The organism is Aeromonas sp. NJAU223 (genome assembly GCF_051125555.1).
Classification (GTDB): Bacteria; Pseudomonadota; Gammaproteobacteria; order Enterobacterales; family Aeromonadaceae; genus Aeromonas; species Aeromonas veronii_G.
Genome location: NZ_CP144204.1, coordinates 435,926 through 450,089, shown reverse-complemented (window position 1 = coordinate 450,089; position 14,164 = coordinate 435,926). Strand labels below are relative to the sequence as shown.

General features: G+C 59.5%; 18 protein-coding genes. 10 read left to right on the top strand and 8 right to left on the bottom strand.

The features are described from left to right. Position 1: 1 nt before the first annotated feature. Genes VZC39_RS02170 through dolP form a run of 4 tightly spaced genes read left to right on the top strand, consistent with a single transcriptional unit; the run spans position 2 to position 3,426 of the window. Positions 2 to 1,909, top strand: a complete 1,908-nt coding sequence (locus VZC39_RS02170; protein ID WP_434665345.1) for a penicillin-binding protein activator — start codon at positions 2 to 4, stop codon at positions 1,907 to 1,909. After that, a complete protein-coding gene (locus tag VZC39_RS02165) occupies positions 1,830 to 2,222 on the top strand; it encodes a YraN family protein (RefSeq protein WP_434665343.1) in 393 nt (130 codons plus the stop codon). The genes VZC39_RS02170 and VZC39_RS02165 overlap by 80 nt, the downstream gene beginning before the upstream one ends. Positions 2,223 to 2,231: 9 nt before the next feature. Next, positions 2,232 to 2,822, top strand: a complete 591-nt coding sequence (locus tag VZC39_RS02160; RefSeq protein ID WP_349920795.1) for a D-sedoheptulose-7-phosphate isomerase — start codon at positions 2,232 to 2,234, stop codon at positions 2,820 to 2,822. Positions 2,823 to 2,826: 4 nt separating this feature from the next. After that, complete coding sequence (gene dolP / locus VZC39_RS02155; RefSeq protein ID WP_434665340.1) at positions 2,827 to 3,426, top strand: division/outer membrane stress-associated lipid-binding lipoprotein; 600 nt, start codon at positions 2,827 to 2,829, stop codon at positions 3,424 to 3,426. A gap of 28 nt (positions 3,427 to 3,454) precedes the next feature. Here dolP and VZC39_RS02150 read toward each other — a convergent pair whose 3' ends face one another. The 8 genes from VZC39_RS02150 to zapE all read right to left on the bottom strand — a co-directional run bounded on the left by VZC39_RS02150 (position 3,455) and on the right by zapE (position 9,632). Next, complete coding sequence (locus VZC39_RS02150; RefSeq protein ID WP_349920793.1) at positions 3,455 to 3,880, bottom strand: ClpXP protease specificity-enhancing factor; 426 nt, start codon at positions 3,878 to 3,880, stop codon at positions 3,455 to 3,457. After that, positions 3,877 to 4,506: a stringent starvation protein SspA gene (gene sspA / locus VZC39_RS02145; RefSeq protein WP_349920792.1), complete on the bottom strand. Its 630-nt coding sequence runs from the start codon at positions 4,504 to 4,506 to the stop codon at positions 3,877 to 3,879. Before sspA ends, VZC39_RS02150 begins: the two co-directional genes overlap by 4 nt. 87 nt (positions 4,507 to 4,593) lie before the next feature. Further along, on the bottom strand, positions 4,594 to 5,328 hold the full coding sequence (locus VZC39_RS02140; RefSeq protein ID WP_434665336.1) for a cytochrome c1: 735 nt from the start codon (positions 5,326 to 5,328) through the stop codon (positions 4,594 to 4,596). Further along, positions 5,325 to 6,542 (bottom strand): cytochrome b, encoded by a 1,218-nt coding sequence (locus VZC39_RS02135; protein WP_349920790.1) that lies wholly within the window; start codon positions 6,540 to 6,542, stop codon positions 5,325 to 5,327. The genes VZC39_RS02140 and VZC39_RS02135 overlap by 4 nt, the downstream gene beginning before the upstream one ends. Before the next feature lie 2 nt (positions 6,543 to 6,544). Further along, positions 6,545 to 7,135 carry a ubiquinol-cytochrome c reductase iron-sulfur subunit gene (gene petA / locus VZC39_RS02130; RefSeq protein WP_349920789.1) on the bottom strand — a complete coding sequence of 197 codons (591 nt, stop codon included), beginning with the start codon at positions 7,133 to 7,135 and terminating at the stop codon, positions 6,545 to 6,547. A gap of 300 nt (positions 7,136 to 7,435) precedes the next feature. Beyond that, positions 7,436 to 7,828, bottom strand: a complete 393-nt coding sequence (gene rpsI, locus VZC39_RS02125; RefSeq protein ID WP_005336286.1) for a 30S ribosomal protein S9 — start codon at positions 7,826 to 7,828, stop codon at positions 7,436 to 7,438. 14 nt (positions 7,829 to 7,842) lie between these two features. Beyond that, entirely contained in the window at positions 7,843 to 8,271 is a 429-nt protein-coding gene (gene rplM, locus VZC39_RS02120) for a 50S ribosomal protein L13 (RefSeq protein WP_005336289.1), read from the bottom strand. Positions 8,272 to 8,537: 266 nt separating this feature from the next. Beyond that, positions 8,538 to 9,632, bottom strand: a complete 1,095-nt coding sequence (gene zapE / locus VZC39_RS02115) for a cell division protein ZapE (RefSeq protein WP_434665330.1) — start codon at positions 9,630 to 9,632, stop codon at positions 8,538 to 8,540. A 139-nt stretch (positions 9,633 to 9,771) separates the two neighbouring features. Between zapE and VZC39_RS02110 the strand changes: the two genes are divergently transcribed. The 6 genes from VZC39_RS02110 (at position 9,772) to VZC39_RS02085 (ending at position 14,145) form a co-directional block, all read left to right on the top strand. Further along, positions 9,772 to 10,152: a YhcB family protein gene (locus tag VZC39_RS02110; protein ID WP_349920787.1), complete on the top strand. Its 381-nt coding sequence runs from the start codon at positions 9,772 to 9,774 to the stop codon at positions 10,150 to 10,152. Between the two features lie 81 nt (positions 10,153 to 10,233). After that, positions 10,234 to 11,592 carry a Do family serine endopeptidase gene (locus tag VZC39_RS02105; RefSeq protein ID WP_349920786.1) on the top strand — a complete coding sequence of 453 codons (1,359 nt, stop codon included), beginning with the start codon at positions 10,234 to 10,236 and terminating at the stop codon, positions 11,590 to 11,592. Positions 11,593 to 11,681: 89 nt separating this feature from the next. After that, the gene (degS, locus tag VZC39_RS02100) at positions 11,682 to 12,803 is read left to right on the top strand and encodes an outer membrane-stress sensor serine endopeptidase DegS (protein WP_349920785.1); all 1,122 of its coding nucleotides are present in this window, start codon (positions 11,682 to 11,684) and stop codon (positions 12,801 to 12,803) included. Positions 12,804 to 13,110: 307 nt separating this feature from the next. Further along, positions 13,111 to 13,467, top strand: a complete 357-nt coding sequence (locus tag VZC39_RS02095; RefSeq protein ID WP_349920784.1) for a transcriptional regulator — start codon at positions 13,111 to 13,113, stop codon at positions 13,465 to 13,467. Positions 13,468 to 13,483: 16 nt separating this feature from the next. Continuing rightward, entirely contained in the window at positions 13,484 to 13,849 is a 366-nt protein-coding gene (locus VZC39_RS02090) for an SFCGS family glycine-rich protein (protein WP_349920783.1), read from the top strand. Next, a complete protein-coding gene (locus VZC39_RS02085) occupies positions 13,849 to 14,145 on the top strand; it encodes a DUF4312 family protein (protein WP_349920782.1) in 297 nt (98 codons plus the stop codon). Before VZC39_RS02090 ends, VZC39_RS02085 begins: the two co-directional genes overlap by 1 nt. The last annotated feature ends 19 nt before the right edge of the window (positions 14,146 to 14,164 follow it).

Here is a 14,164-nt window from a genome sequence, read left to right as displayed (position 1 = left end):
AATGAACTTGAACCGGGTTACAAAGCAGCTAAGTGTATCACGACTCTTCGGCATCCTACTCGCGGCGCTCTTGCTCGCCGCCTGTGCGTCGGAGCCCAATTCATCCACCGGCCAGCCCGGCATGCCGTCGGCCTTCTCGGATCTGACCAAGAATGCCCAGTGGTATCTGGAGCAGGTGGATCCTGCCAAGCCGGCAGAAGCCTTCACCTGGCAGGTGATGGCGGCGCGCAGCTATCTGGCCCTCGGCCAGGCCAAGCCCGCCTCGGCGCTCTACCAGCGACTGCAAAAGCAGGCCCAGAGCGATGAGCAGAAGGCCCAGCTGCAACTGCTGCAGGCTCACCTGCTGCTGGCCCAGGGCAACGCCAACCAGGCGCTGATCCTGCTGGAAGGCAAGCCCGATGTGGCGCTGGATGCAGACACCCAGAAGGACTGGTATCGCCAGCGGGTGGTGCTGCAGCTCGACATCAACAACAAGTTTGGTGCCGCCAAGTCACTGATCCTGCTGGAGCCCTATCTCGCCAAGAATGAGCTGGCGACCAATCACCAGCAGATCTGGTCCCTGCTCAAGAGCATGACCCCCTCCACCCTGCAGGCGCTGGAAGAGGCGCCAGCTCCTGACGTGACCACCGGCTGGCTGCGACTGGCGGCGCTGGTCAACGAGTTTGGTGCTCAGCCCGGCCAGCTCTCCCGCCAGCTGGCGGGTTGGAAGCAAAGCTTCCCGAACCATCCGGCCCAGAGCGACATGCCCGCCGGCCTCGGCGATCTCGCCACCACCAACGTGGGCTCGCTGCAGCAGGTCGCCGTCTTCCTGCCGCTGTCCGGCAATCTGGAAGCCCAGGGCGCCGCCATTCGCAACGGCATGCTGATGTCCTACAAGGAGAATCAGGGTCAGTTCACCCTGAACTTCTACGACACCCAGGGCAAGGCGATGGGGGCTCTCTACCAGCAGGCGGTCCAGGAAGGGGCGAACATGATCATCGGTCCCCTGCTCAAGGACAGGGTCGAGGAGCTGCTCAAGGCCAACCCGACCGTGCCCGTGTTGGCGCTGAACGAGCTGGACAAGCCCATCGTCAATGACAACACCTACTACTTCTCCCTCTCCGCCGCCGCCGATGCGGGTCAGGCCGCCCAGTACCTCTATGCGCAGGGTTACCGCAAGCCCCTGCTGATCGCGGCTCAGGGTCGTATCGGTTACAGCAGCATCAAGGCGTTCGAACAGTCCTGGGCCGGTCTGAGCCAAGAGAAACCCGTGGTCGCCACCTTCGGGGCGCGCAACGAGGTGCAAGGCATGGTCAAGAATGCCCTGAGCGGCCGCTCTACCGCCCGTGCCGGGGAAATCGTCCAGCTGTCCGAGGCCGCGCCGCGCAGCATCGATGCCGTATACGTGGTGGCCAACAGCCTCGAGACCCGGATGATCAAACCCTACGTGGACATCTCGGTCGACCCCATGGGCAGCCTGCCCATCTACAGCAGCGCCCGCGGTTATGACAGTGGCGCCACCGAGGTCGCCTCCGAGCTCAACGGCATGCACATCTCCGACATGCCGCTGCTGCTGGGTGGTTATGAACCGCAGCGCGAGCAGATAGCCGTGCTCTGGCCACAAACCCAGGGCGATCTGCTGCGGCTGTTTGCCCTTGGTTACGATGCGGTCAGCCTGGCAGGCAACCTGCCACAGATGCGCAAGGTCAACGCCATGCAGCAGCCGGGCATGAGTGGTCAACTGAGCGTGGATCCTCAAGGCAACGTGGTGCGCATGCTGGACTGGGCCATCTATCAGAATGGCAAGCTGGTGAGCGACAGCGCCGTGCCCCAGATAGAGGAAAGTTCCCATGAAGGGTCTACTGGCACGAATGAACCAGCAGTGGCAGAACCTGTTCCCGTCACCGACGAGCAAGGGCCAGCACTTTGAGCACCTAGCGGAGCGCTGGTTGCAGGCCCAGGGCCTGCAACCCGTGACCCGCAACTACCGCTGCCGGGGTGGCGAGATCGATCTCATCATGCACCAGGGAGACACCCTGGTGTTTGTCGAGGTCAGGTACCGTGAGAGCGCCAGCCATGGCGGTGCCGCCAGCTCGGTCACCCGGCGCAAACAGCACAAGATCGTGCTGGCCGCACGCCACTATTTCAAGCAACATGCCATCAACGAGGCCAGCCAGGCCTGCCGATTCGATGTGATCGCGTTCGAGGGCGACCAGCCACACTGGATCCGGAACGCATTTTAAGAGGACCCCATGACTGATCCCATCAAAGAGAATTACACCGAGAGCATCCAGACCAAGATAGCCGCTGCCGAGGCACTGCCGGAGGCTATCCATACCGCAGCCCAGATGCTGACCATCTGTCTGCTCAATGGCCACAAGGTGATGGCATGCGGCAATGGCCCTTCCGCTGCCCTGGCCCAGCTGTTCATCTCCGAGCTGGTCAACTGCTACGAGACCGAGCGCCCCTCCCTGCCCGGCATGGCCCTGACCCCGGACATGGCGACCATCAGCGCCATCGCCACCGATCACGGCTTCGAAGAGGTCTACTCCAAGCAGATCCGGGCCCTGGGTCAGCCGGGAGATATCCTGGTGGTCATCACGACCACGGGGAACAGCCGCAACCTGATCAAGGCGGCGGAAGCGGCCCTCTCCCGCGACATGACCATCATAGTGCTCGGTGGTGGTGACGGCGGCGAGATTGCTGGCCTGCTCGGTCCCAACGACGTGGAAATCCGGGTGCCCTCAGCCCGCCGCCCCCGCATTCTGGAGGTGAACCTGTTGACCCTGCACTGTCTCTGTGATCTCATCGACCAGACGCTTTTCCCGCAACAGGAGGATTGAAACGATGAACAAGAAGATATTGGTGCTTGGCCTGCTGACTACCTCCCTGCTGCTGCAAGGCTGCGCCGCCGTCGTGGTGGGAGGCGCTGCCGGGGCCACCAAGGCGTCCGGCGATCGCCGTACCCTGGGCGCTCAGTGGGACGATCAGACCATAGAACTGAAAGCGGCCAATCTGCTGGCGGACAACAAGCAACTGAGCGCAGCCAGCAAGATCAGCGTCTACAGCAACAATGGCCGCGTGCTGTTGGTCGGCCAGACCCCTTCCGACGCCTACAAGCAGGAAGCGGGCAAGATAGTGGGTCGAATCGAAGGGGTTCGCCACGTCTACAACGAGCTGCGCCTCGGCAAGCCGGTGAGCATAGGGGTGCGCAGCAACGATACCTGGATCACCTCCAAGGTCAGAGCCGACATGCTGGGCACCAAGGGCTTTGACAGCACCAAGGTCAAGGTGGTAACCGAGAATAGCGAGGTCTTCCTCATCGGTCTGGTGACCCGTCAGGAAGGAGAGCAGGCGGTGGAGATCGCCCGCCACGTTAGCGGTGTGAAGCAGGTGATCAAGGCCTTCGAATTTGCCCAGAACGGATCTCCCGGCAAACAGCCATAAAAAAACGCAGCCAACTGGCTGCGTTTTTTCATTTGATGACCTTGAGGGTCGGGCGACCACTGGGACGCGGCGGTTCCGGCTCCGGTTCTGCCGGCGCTTCGGCCTGTTCCAGCCAGAGATCATAACCCGGCTCCGGCGGGAACAAGGTCCCCACGCCGTTCTCCCGGGCATGGATGGCCAGGATCGCCGCCATGGGGATGTAGACCTGCTGCGACACGCCGCCGAAGCGGGCGCTGAAGCTGACGGCATCATTATCCATGTGGAACTGACCCACGGCCCGTGGCGCTATGTTCAGGACGATTTGACCATCCTGAACGAACTGCATCGGCACCATCACATGGGGAATATTGGCATTGACCACCAGATGGGGGGTCAGATCGTTATCCAGCAGCCAGTCGAAGAACGCCCGTAGCAGGTACGGGCGACTGGGAGTCATGGTAGGTTCCGTACTCATATGCTGGCACGGATCTCGCGCTCGGCCTCGGTCAGGGAGGCCTGGAAGGATTCACGCTCGAACAGACGAACCATGTAGGCCTTCAGCTCTTTGGCACCACGACCGGTGAAGTCGATACCCAGGCTCGGCAGACGCCACAGCAGCGGGGCCATGTAGCAGTCGACCAGACCGAACTCTTCGCTCATGAAATAGGGCATCTCACCGAAGATGGGGGCGATGGCCAGCAGGTTGTCCCGCAGCTCGGCACGCGCGGCGTCGGCATCGGTACCCGCCATGATCTTATCGGCCAGGGAGTACCAGTCCAGCTCGATGCGGTGCATCATCAGGCGGCTGTTACCACGCGCCACCGGGTAGACCGGCATCAGCGGCGGGTGCGGGAAGCGCTCGTCCAGATACTCCATGATGATGCGCGAGGTGTACAACGCCAGTTCGCGATCCACCAGGGTCGGCACACTGTTGTACGGGTTCAGCTCGGCCAGCTCGTCCGGCAGGTTGCTTGGGTCAACCTGGCAGATATCCACGCTCACCCCCTTCTCCGCCAGGACAATGCGCACCTGATGGCTGAACATATCGTTGGCACCGGAAAACAGCGTCATTACCGAACGCTTATTGGCAGCTACAGCCATTGAACCCTCCCGTCATTAAAAAGCAGAAACGGCAATGAAGGTGTTTTATCTCCATTGCCGTGCGTCATATTACCCTGATCTGGTCGCTTAGTGAACGTCGCGCCAGAATTCCTTCTTCAACAGCACAGTGAAGATGAAGAAGATAGCGATGAAACCGAGTACCCAGAAGCCCATGCGTTCGCGCTCCTGCTGTACCGGCTCAGCCGAGTAGACCAAGAAGTTTACCAGATCCAGTACCGTCTGATCATATTCTTCGTTATTCATTTCACCGTTGCCGTCAGATTTGATGCTGACGACTTGCTGAACCGGCTGCCCGTCTACCTCGTGAGTACCGAATTCGGCTCTGGGCGTTCCTTGCAGCGGCTCCAGCACATGGGGCATGCCCACGGACGGGAAGACCGCATTGTTCACCCCGAATGGACGGGTTTCATCCACGTAAAAGGAGCGCAGATAGGTGTAGATCCAGTCCGCACCGCGCACCCGGGCAACAAGGGTCAGATCCGGCGGTGGTGCCCCGAACCAGCGTGCCGCATCCTTCTCGGACATGGCACTCTTCATCAGATCGCCAATCTTGGCGCCGGTGAAGATGAGGTTCTCCCGCATCAGATCTTCCGGAATGCCGATATCGGCAGCCACCCGGTTGTAACGTTGATACTGGGTCGAGTGGCAACCAGCGCAGTAGTTCATGAAGGTGGCGGCCCCGCGCTGCAAGGACGCCTTGTCACCCAGGTCGTAATCGGCCTTGTCGAGCGGGAAATCACTGCCGGCCGCCAGTGCCAGACTTGGCAACAGGGCAAGTACCGCAAAAATTATTCTTTTCATTTGAATGTCACCCTCTCCGGCAGCGGCTTGGTGCTCTCATTCTTGCTGTAGAAGAACAACAGGACGAAGAATCCGAAATACCCCAGCGAACAGATCTGCGCGACCAGCGTCAGGGTCGGCGTCGACGGCAGCACCCCCAAGACCCCCAGAATGATGAAGCAGACCACGAACTGGGCGATGTTCAACTTGTGCAGGGTGCTGCGATAGCGCACCGAGCGCACCTTGCAGCGATCCAGCCAGGGCAGCAGGAACAGCACGACGATGGAGAGGCCCATCATGATGACCCCCAGCAGCTTGTCCGGCACCGCCCGCAAGATGGCGTAGAAGGGGGTGAAATACCAGACGGGCGCAATGTGCTCCGGCGTCTTCAGACCGTTTGCCACTTCGAAGTTCGGCTTCTCGAGGAAGTAGCCCCACATGTCCGGCTTGAAGAAGATGATGGCGCAGAACAGAAACAGGAAGCCTGCCACCCCGATCATGTCCTTGACGGTGAAGTACGGGTGGAATGCCACCGCATCCAGAGGCCAGCCCTTCTCGTCCTTGTGCTTCTTGATGTCGATGCCGTCCGGGTTGTTGGAACCCACTTCGTGCAGCGCCAGTATGTGCATGGCCACCAGCATCACCAGCACCAGCGGCAGGGCGATGACGTGCAGTGCGAAGAAGCGGTTCAGGGTGGCACCCGAGATGACGTAGTCCCCCCGGATCCACAGGGTCAGATCGTCACCGATGACCGGGATGGCGCCAAACAGCGAGATGATGACCTGGGCCCCCCAGAACGACATCTGTCCCCAGGGCAGCAGATAGCCCATGAAGGCTTCCGCCATCAGCACCAGGAAGATCAACATGCCGAAGATCCACAGCAGCTCGCGCGGCTTCTGATATGAGCCGTAGATCATGCCGCGGAACATGTGCAGATAGACCACCACGAAGAAAGCGGAGGCACCGGTGGAGTGCATGTAACGCAGCAACCAGCCGTAGTCCACATCCCGCATGATGTACTCCACCGAGGCGAAGGCACCTTCGGCGGAAGGGTTGTAGTTCATGGTCAGCCAGATACCGGTGATGATCTGGTTGACCAGCACCAGCATGGCCAGCGAGCCGAAGAAGTACCAGAAGTTCAGGTTCTTGGGCGCGGGATACTTGGCCATGTGATCGTTGTACATGGCGGTGAGCGGGAAACGATCGTCGATCCAGCCCATGAGTTTGGTCAACATGATCAGGCCTCCTTGCCATCAGCACCCACCAGAATGGTGGTGTCGCTGAGGAATTGATATGGCGGAATAACCAGATTCAATGGCGCGGGAACGCCCTGGAATACCCGGCCGGCCATGTCAAACTTGGAGCCATGACAGGGGCAGAAGAAGCCGGAAGTCACCCCCTGAACCTGTTCACCGAAACTGTCCGGCAGGTAAGAAGGAGAGCAGCCGAGGTGGGTGCAAATGCCGACCGCGACGAAGATCTCGGGTTTGATGGATCGATAGCCGTTGTGGGCGTAATCCGGCTGCTGTGGTTCATCGGAGGCGGGGTCACGCAGCTTGTCGTCATGTGCCGCCAGGGCGTCCAGCGTCTGCTTGGTACGCTTCACGACCCAGACCGGCTTGCCACGCCACTCCACACGGATGAGCTGGCCCGGTTCCAACTTGCTGATATCGACTTCAACCGGAGCCCCTGCCGCTTTGGCTTTGGCACTCGGATTCCATGATTTTATAAACGGCACTGCGGTAAAAGCAGCTCCTACACCGCCAACGGCAACCGTTGACCAGGTAAGAAATCTGCGGCGGCCGGTATCAACTGGCACATTGCTCATCCAAAAACTCTCCCATGTGGACTCCGCTCATTCTTATTAGTGTCCCGTTTCCCTTTCGCCTTCCCCATGACAACTGCGGCGGAAGCGGAGTGGCAATTGACACAGAAAGACCATGGGAAATTTTAAAGAAAAGATAACAATTTGACAAGAAAGAGAGTCGATGGGTAAAAACAATAAATACACATTTTTTTGTCTTTTGTGACGCATGGTTAGCAATAACGTGCGGAATATTACCAATAAAAAAAGCCTGGCGATTGCCAGGCTTTTTTGACACTCGTGAGAGTGCGTACCAAAAGCGAATTAACGCTTGGAGTACTGCGGACGCTTACGCGCTTTGTGCAGACCGACTTTCTTACGCTCAACCTTACGGGCATCGCGAGTAACAAAGCCTGCTTTACGCAGTTCGGAACGCAGGGTCTCGTCGTACTGCATCAGAGCACGAGTGATACCGTGGCGGATCGCACCAGCTTGACCGGAGATGCCACCACCGTTAACGGTGATGTACAGATCCAGTTTCTCGGTCATCTCAACCAGTTCCAGCGGCTGACGAACTACCATGCGGGCAGTCGGACGACCGAAGTATTGCTCCAGGGAGCGCTGGTTGATTACGATTTTACCGCTACCCGCTTTGATGAAGACGCGAGCAGTGGAGCTTTTGCGACGGCCGGTACCGTAGTATTGATTTTCTGCCATGTTGCCAGTTCCCGTTAGATATCCAGTACTTGAGGTTGCTGAGCAGCATGAGCGTGCTCTGCGCCTGCGTAAACTTTCAGCTTACGGAACATGGCACGACCCAGCGGGCCCTTCGGCAGCATGCCCTTGACGGCAGCTTCGATTACCATTTCCGGCTTACGCTGAATCAGCTTGTCGAAGCTGATGGACTTGATACCACCCGGGAAACCGGAGTGAGCATGGTACATTTTGTCGGTAAATTTCTTACCGGTTACGTGTACCTTCTCGGCGTTTACAACGATGATGTAATCACCGGTGTCAACGTGCGGAGTGTATTCCGCTTTGTGCTTACCGCGCAGACGAGCAGCGATCTCGGTGGCGATACGACCCAGAGTTTTACCTTCTGCGTCCACAATGTACCAGTCACGTTTTACGGTTTCTGGCTTGGCAACGAAAGTTTTCATTAAGTTAAACCCAATTACCTGTTACAGACCCAATTGCTTATGGGGGCTCTCCCACAAACAACAAACGATGGCCTACCTGTACCCCTTCGAATACAAGTAAAGCTTAAAGTGTTGCTGTCTTATCGACAGCTGTAACGTGGGCCGGGCGATTATAAGTGAAGTTGCCTTAAATATCACCTGCTAATTTCACTGCCATGAAGCTAGCAAATGTCGCCCGGCCCTACCTGCCGCAGATGCCCATCCGACTGGCAGGCGCAGTATTGTGACTAAGGAAGGTGCACTCTGGCAAGGTATTCGTGCGATTGCATCTCCTGGAGCCGTGAAAGGCAGCGCTTGAATTCGAAATTCAGCAGGCCGTCTCCGTAGAGTTCAACCATGGGTACCGCTGCCGACAAGATGAGCTTGACGTGCCGCTCGTAGAACTCGTCCACCATAGCGATGAAGCGGCGGGCGGCATCATCCGTCCCCGTGCCCATGGGCTGCACATTGGCCAGCAAGACGGTGTGAAATTCCCGGGCCAGCTCGATGTAATCCCCCTGGGAGCGTGGAGTACAGCAGAGCTGCTCAAACTCCATGTAGAGCACTCCTTCCCCTTTCCCCAGCGCGCTCAGCTGACGATGATTGACTTCAAGAGGGGCTGGGATCGCCTGAGGCAACCCCGTCAACTGGCTGAAGTAGCGTTCCAGATTGCTTTTGGCTTCTTCATCCAGGGGGAAATGATAGATCTCGGCCTGCTCCAGGGTCCGCAGGCGATAGTCCACCCCTCCGTCCACATTGAGGATCTCGCAGTGCCGCTCGATGAGCGCGATGGCGGGCAGGAAACGCGCCCGCTGCAAGCCGTTGCGATAGAGATCCTTGGGTGGAATGTTGGACGTCGCCACCAGCACGACGCCGTGGCCGAACAGTTCCTGGAACAGGGTGCCCAGCAGCATGGCATCGGTGATGTCGGAGACGAAAAACTCGTCGAAGCAGATGACATCCACCTCGTCCGCCAGCCTGCTGGCGATGAGCTTGAGGGGATCGGCCTGGCCGGTCAGCCCCTTGAGTTCGGCATGGATGCGGTGCATGAAGCGGTGGAAGTGAATGCGCAGCTTGCGTGTGCCCGGCAGGCTTTCGAAGAAAGTATCCATCAACCAGGTCTTGCCTCTGCCCACTCCACCCCACATATAGAGTCCAAGGACGGGAGCCGGTGGCTTGGTTTTTTGCAGCCAGCTGAACAGGCCACGGGATCTGGTCGGAGTCGGGCTGGCGCACAAATCCTGATAGAGTCGTTCCAGCCGGGTCACGGCCATCGCCTGGGCCGGGTCGGCCAAAAAGCCGGGACGCTGCAAATCCTGCTGGTATTTTTGCTGCGGGGTCATCCTGTCAACCGTCTCCAAGTCCCTGAATGAAGGACAAAATAGTATCACGCCCTCGGGGTGCGCGGTATAGTGCCATCGAGGCACAGCGGCCATGTCGGTCGCCTCAACACTCATCGATTTAGCTGTAAAAGGAGCATCTATGACTCTGTTAAACGGGATCCTGCTGGCGGTAGCCGCCCTGATCATCGGCGTTCTGGTCGGTCGTTTTACTGTCCGCAGCCGCGATGCCGGGCGCCTGGAGCAGGAGCTGAAAAAGGCCCACAAGGAGCTGGAAAGCTACCAGGGTCAGATCAACACCCACTTCGCCGACAGCGCAGCCCTGATGGAACAGCTGGCCGATCAATACCAGACCCTCTATCGCCACATGGCCGAGCAGAGCAAGTTCCTGGCCAAGGTACAGGAGCCGCTGTTCCGCGAGTCAGAGGCCGAAGAGGTGAAGGATGAATCAGCCAATGAGCAGCCGGGTCTGCCGCCCCGTGACTATGCGGGCGCCTCGGGTCTGCTCAAGCAATCCAGCTAGCCCCTGGTGGAACTTATTACGCCTTATCGTGGTCAGACCTTGACGATTGCACTGCAACTTTTTCTGGGAGCTGTTTCTCATATGCGTAAATCTCTTTCTGTATTCAGTGTATTAGCCCTCAGTGTCGGTATCGCCCTGTCTGCGGCGCCAGCGCAAGCTGCCCTGCCCCTGCTGGCGAACAACCAGGAGATGCCGAGCCTGGCCCCCGTCCTCGAGCAGGTCACCCCTGCCGTGGTCAACATCTCCGTCTCTGGCAAAAAGATCACTCGCCAGCGCCTGCCCGAACAATTCCGCTTCTTCTTCGGCCCCAACATGCCTGACGAGCAGGTGAGCGAGCAGCCCTTCCAGGCGCTCGGCTCCGGCGTCATCATCGATGCGAAGAAAGGCTATGTGATCACTAACGCCCACGTGGTTCATGAGGCGGACGAGATCAAGGTCAATCTGAAGGACGGCCGTGAATATGCCGCCAAGAAGATAGGCGAAGACAAGCAGTCCGACATCGCCCTGCTGCAAATCAAGGCCGATGACCTGGTACAAATTAAGTTTGCCGATTCCGACGACCTGCGGGTCGGTGACTATGCGCTCGCCATCGGCAACCCGTTCGGCCTGGGCCAGACCGTCACCTCCGGCATCGTCAGTGCCCTCGGTCGCAGCGGCCTCAACATCGAAAACCTGGAAAACTTCATCCAGACCGATGCGGCCATCAACTCCGGCAACTCAGGCGGTGCCCTGCTCAACCTACGTGGCGAGCTGATCGGCATCAACACCGCCATTCTGGGACCGAACGGCGGCAACATCGGTATCGGCTTCGCCATCCCGTCCAACATGGTGCGGGACCTGTCGGAGCAGATCGTCAAGTACGGTGAGGTCCGTCGTGGCCAACTGGGGATCACGGGTACCGAGCTGACCTCTGATATCGCCAAGTCCTTCGGTTACAACAAGAAGGATGGTGCCTTCGTCAACCAGGTCATGCCCGACTCCGCGGCGGCCAAGGCCGGCATCAAGGCAGGGGATATCATCGTCAGCATCGATGGCAAGGCCATCCGCTCCTTCGGTGAGCTGCGTGCCAAGATAGCCACCATGGGGGCCGACAAGCAGGTGGCGCTCGGCCTTATCCGTGATGGCAAGGAGCAGACCGTCAAGGTCACCCTGAAGAAGGCCGATGACAGCGAGATCCTCGCCAGTGCCCTGCACCCGGCACTCGAAGGCGCCAAGCTCAGCACCACCTCAGAGCCGGTGACCGGCGTGGCCGTCTCCGATATCGATCCGCGCTCCCCTGCCGCCGCCTCCGGCCTGCAGAAGGGCGACATCATCATCGGGGTCAACCGCCTGCGCATCAACAGCCTGGGTGAACTGACCAAGGCGCTGAAGGACAAGCCGGAAGTGCTGGCGCTGAACATCCAGCGTGGCGACTCCTCCCTCTATTTGGTGATCCGTTAAGCCCCTCACACCCGCGGCAACTGCCGCGGGTGATTTTTATCCACCGATAATGTTATTCTCTGCGCGCAGCCTGTACGGATGAGAATGACATGAAAATCCCACCTTTGATCAGCTACTTGGGCAAGTCTGTCGGCTTCGGCCTCACCGTCGCTGCACTCCTGTTGTTACTGTTCCCCAATTTCCGTGGCGGAGCCCAGCTACCCGGCCTCATCACCAATGCCCGCGAGCTGAGTTTCTCCTACGCCGCTCACCGTGCCGGCCCCGCCGTCGTCAACATCTACACCCGCAGCTTTGCCGGCAACCGTGGTGAAAAGGCGGAGCTGCGACCACAGGGTCTGGGCTCCGGGGTCATCATGAGCGCCCGCGGCCACGTGCTGACCAACTATCACGTCATCGCAGACGCGGATCAGATCATCGTCGCGCTGCAGGATGGCCGGGTGTTCAGTGCCGAGCTGGTCGGCTCCGACAAGCTGACCGATCTGGCGGTGCTCTACATCGAATCGGACAACCTGCCGGTGATCCCGCAAGATCCCGACCGCCTGCCGGATGTGGGGGACGTGGTGCTCGCCATCGGCAACCCCTACAACGTCGGACAGACCATCACTCAGGGCATCATCAGCGCCACCGGCCGCATCGGCCTCTCCAGCATGGGGCCGGACAGCAATGGCCGGCAGGATCTGCTGCAGACCGACGCCGCCATCAACGAAGGCAACTCCGGTGGAGCCCTGGTCAACGGCCGCGGCGACCTGGTGGGCATCAATACTGCCGCCTATCACCTCAACGGCAATCAGGAGAGTTACGGCATCAGCTTCGCCATCCCCTACAAGCTGGCCAAGCGCATCATGGATGAGCTCATCGCCAACGGCCGGGTCATCCGCGGCTACCTCGGCATCTCCAGTGTCGAGATCAACCCCATAGTCGCGCGCATGATGAACCTGGGCGATCTGCAGGGTCTGGTGGTGGAGAGCCTGGACCCCACGGGGCCCGCCAGCAAGGCCGGCCTCAAGCGCGGTGACGTGCTGCTCAAGGTCAATGGCGAAGCCATCAGCGGGGTAAGGGCCGTCATGGACAAGATCGTCGAGAGCCGCCCCGGCACCAAGCTGCGCATCTCCGTCATCCGCAATGGCAAACCGCTGGATGTGGATGTCATCATCGAGGAGGACGTGCGCTACCAGAACCTGCCGGCCAGCAGCGCCACTTCCACCAGTTAAGCCACCATTTGGTTACCGACAGGGCCCGATGGCCCTGTTTTCATGTCTGCCCCCCTTCCCTTTGCGTGAGACGACTCACAGTTCCACACCTCGCCCACGGCCAGGTTTCGGCCGCCAAAGTGCGGCACGGATCACACTCATAGCGCCTGGAGTTCCCCTTTTGACGCCCCTGAGCCACAGAAATGGCCATTTTGGGTCTGCTTTCCAGCCGGATTTCCAGTTCGAATCGGAAAAAAGCTGCCTCCTCCATACTGCTTTGCCCCCTTAGGGTAGGGTCATTCCTTCTGCCAGCCTTGGAGAGCAGACCTTGAAGACCCAGACTGACCACACCCTGACCCCGGATAGCCCGGACCTGTTGCGCAAGACAGACCTGACTCTGGCCCGCATTTATCCCCTGCTGGCCGAACAGGGCATTCTCCCCAACGAGGTGCAAAAACAGATGCTCGCCTCCCATGTCAAAGCCATGGTGTGGCGCTCCTACAGCGGTGAATCCCTGCCGGAGGTCGATCTCAGCCTGTTTGACGAGATCTCCCCCCTGTCCCTGCGACTGGCCGAACAGGTCGTCGCCTGGCTGGACAAGCTGGCCTACGAAGAGGCCCATCTCTTGTCCGTCCATTTCGAAGTGGCCAAAGAAAATGAACTCAGTTCAGTCCTGAACCCTTAATCAAGGAGATACCTGTATGTCAGCCATCAAACTCGTGATTGGAGATCGTCTCGGCAAGGGCCAGAAAGTGGGGGCCGGCGCCGAAGCCGCCGGTGCCAGCGTCACCGTCATCCCCGGCATGGCCGCCGACATGAAGCTCGGTGATGTGATGAACAAGGAGCAAGCGGATCTCGGCATCTCCTTCTGCGGCAGCGGCGGAGCCGGTGCTATCACGGCCCAGACCAAGTACGGCTACAAGTGCCGCTACGGCATGCGATCCATCGAAGAGGGCGTCACCGCCATCAACGAAGGCTGCGTGGTGCTGGGCTTCGGCTTCATGGACAAGGAAGAGCTGGGCCAGAAGCTGGTCGAGGCCTTCGCCAAGAAGCACGGTCGCGCCTGATGAAAGAACACTTCACCACCCAGGTCATCGTCAATGGCAAGGGGGCGACACGCCAGCAGGCGTTCGCCGCCGCCCTCAGCCAGGTGCAACCCACGCTGCTCAAGGGCAGCCAGCACGTCATGCTGCGGCTCGAACCGGTCGAGGTTCAGGTGCTCAAGGCCGAGGAGTCGGTCCGGGTGGAGAAGTTTCTGTTCTTCTTCCTGCCGCGCCAGCGTCGTGAGTTCCGCGTCCAGCTGGAGATCGCCGTCAAGGTCACCAGCCTGGACGTGGACAAGGTGGATTTCAGCCTGGTTTAACCCACAAAAAGGACATGTT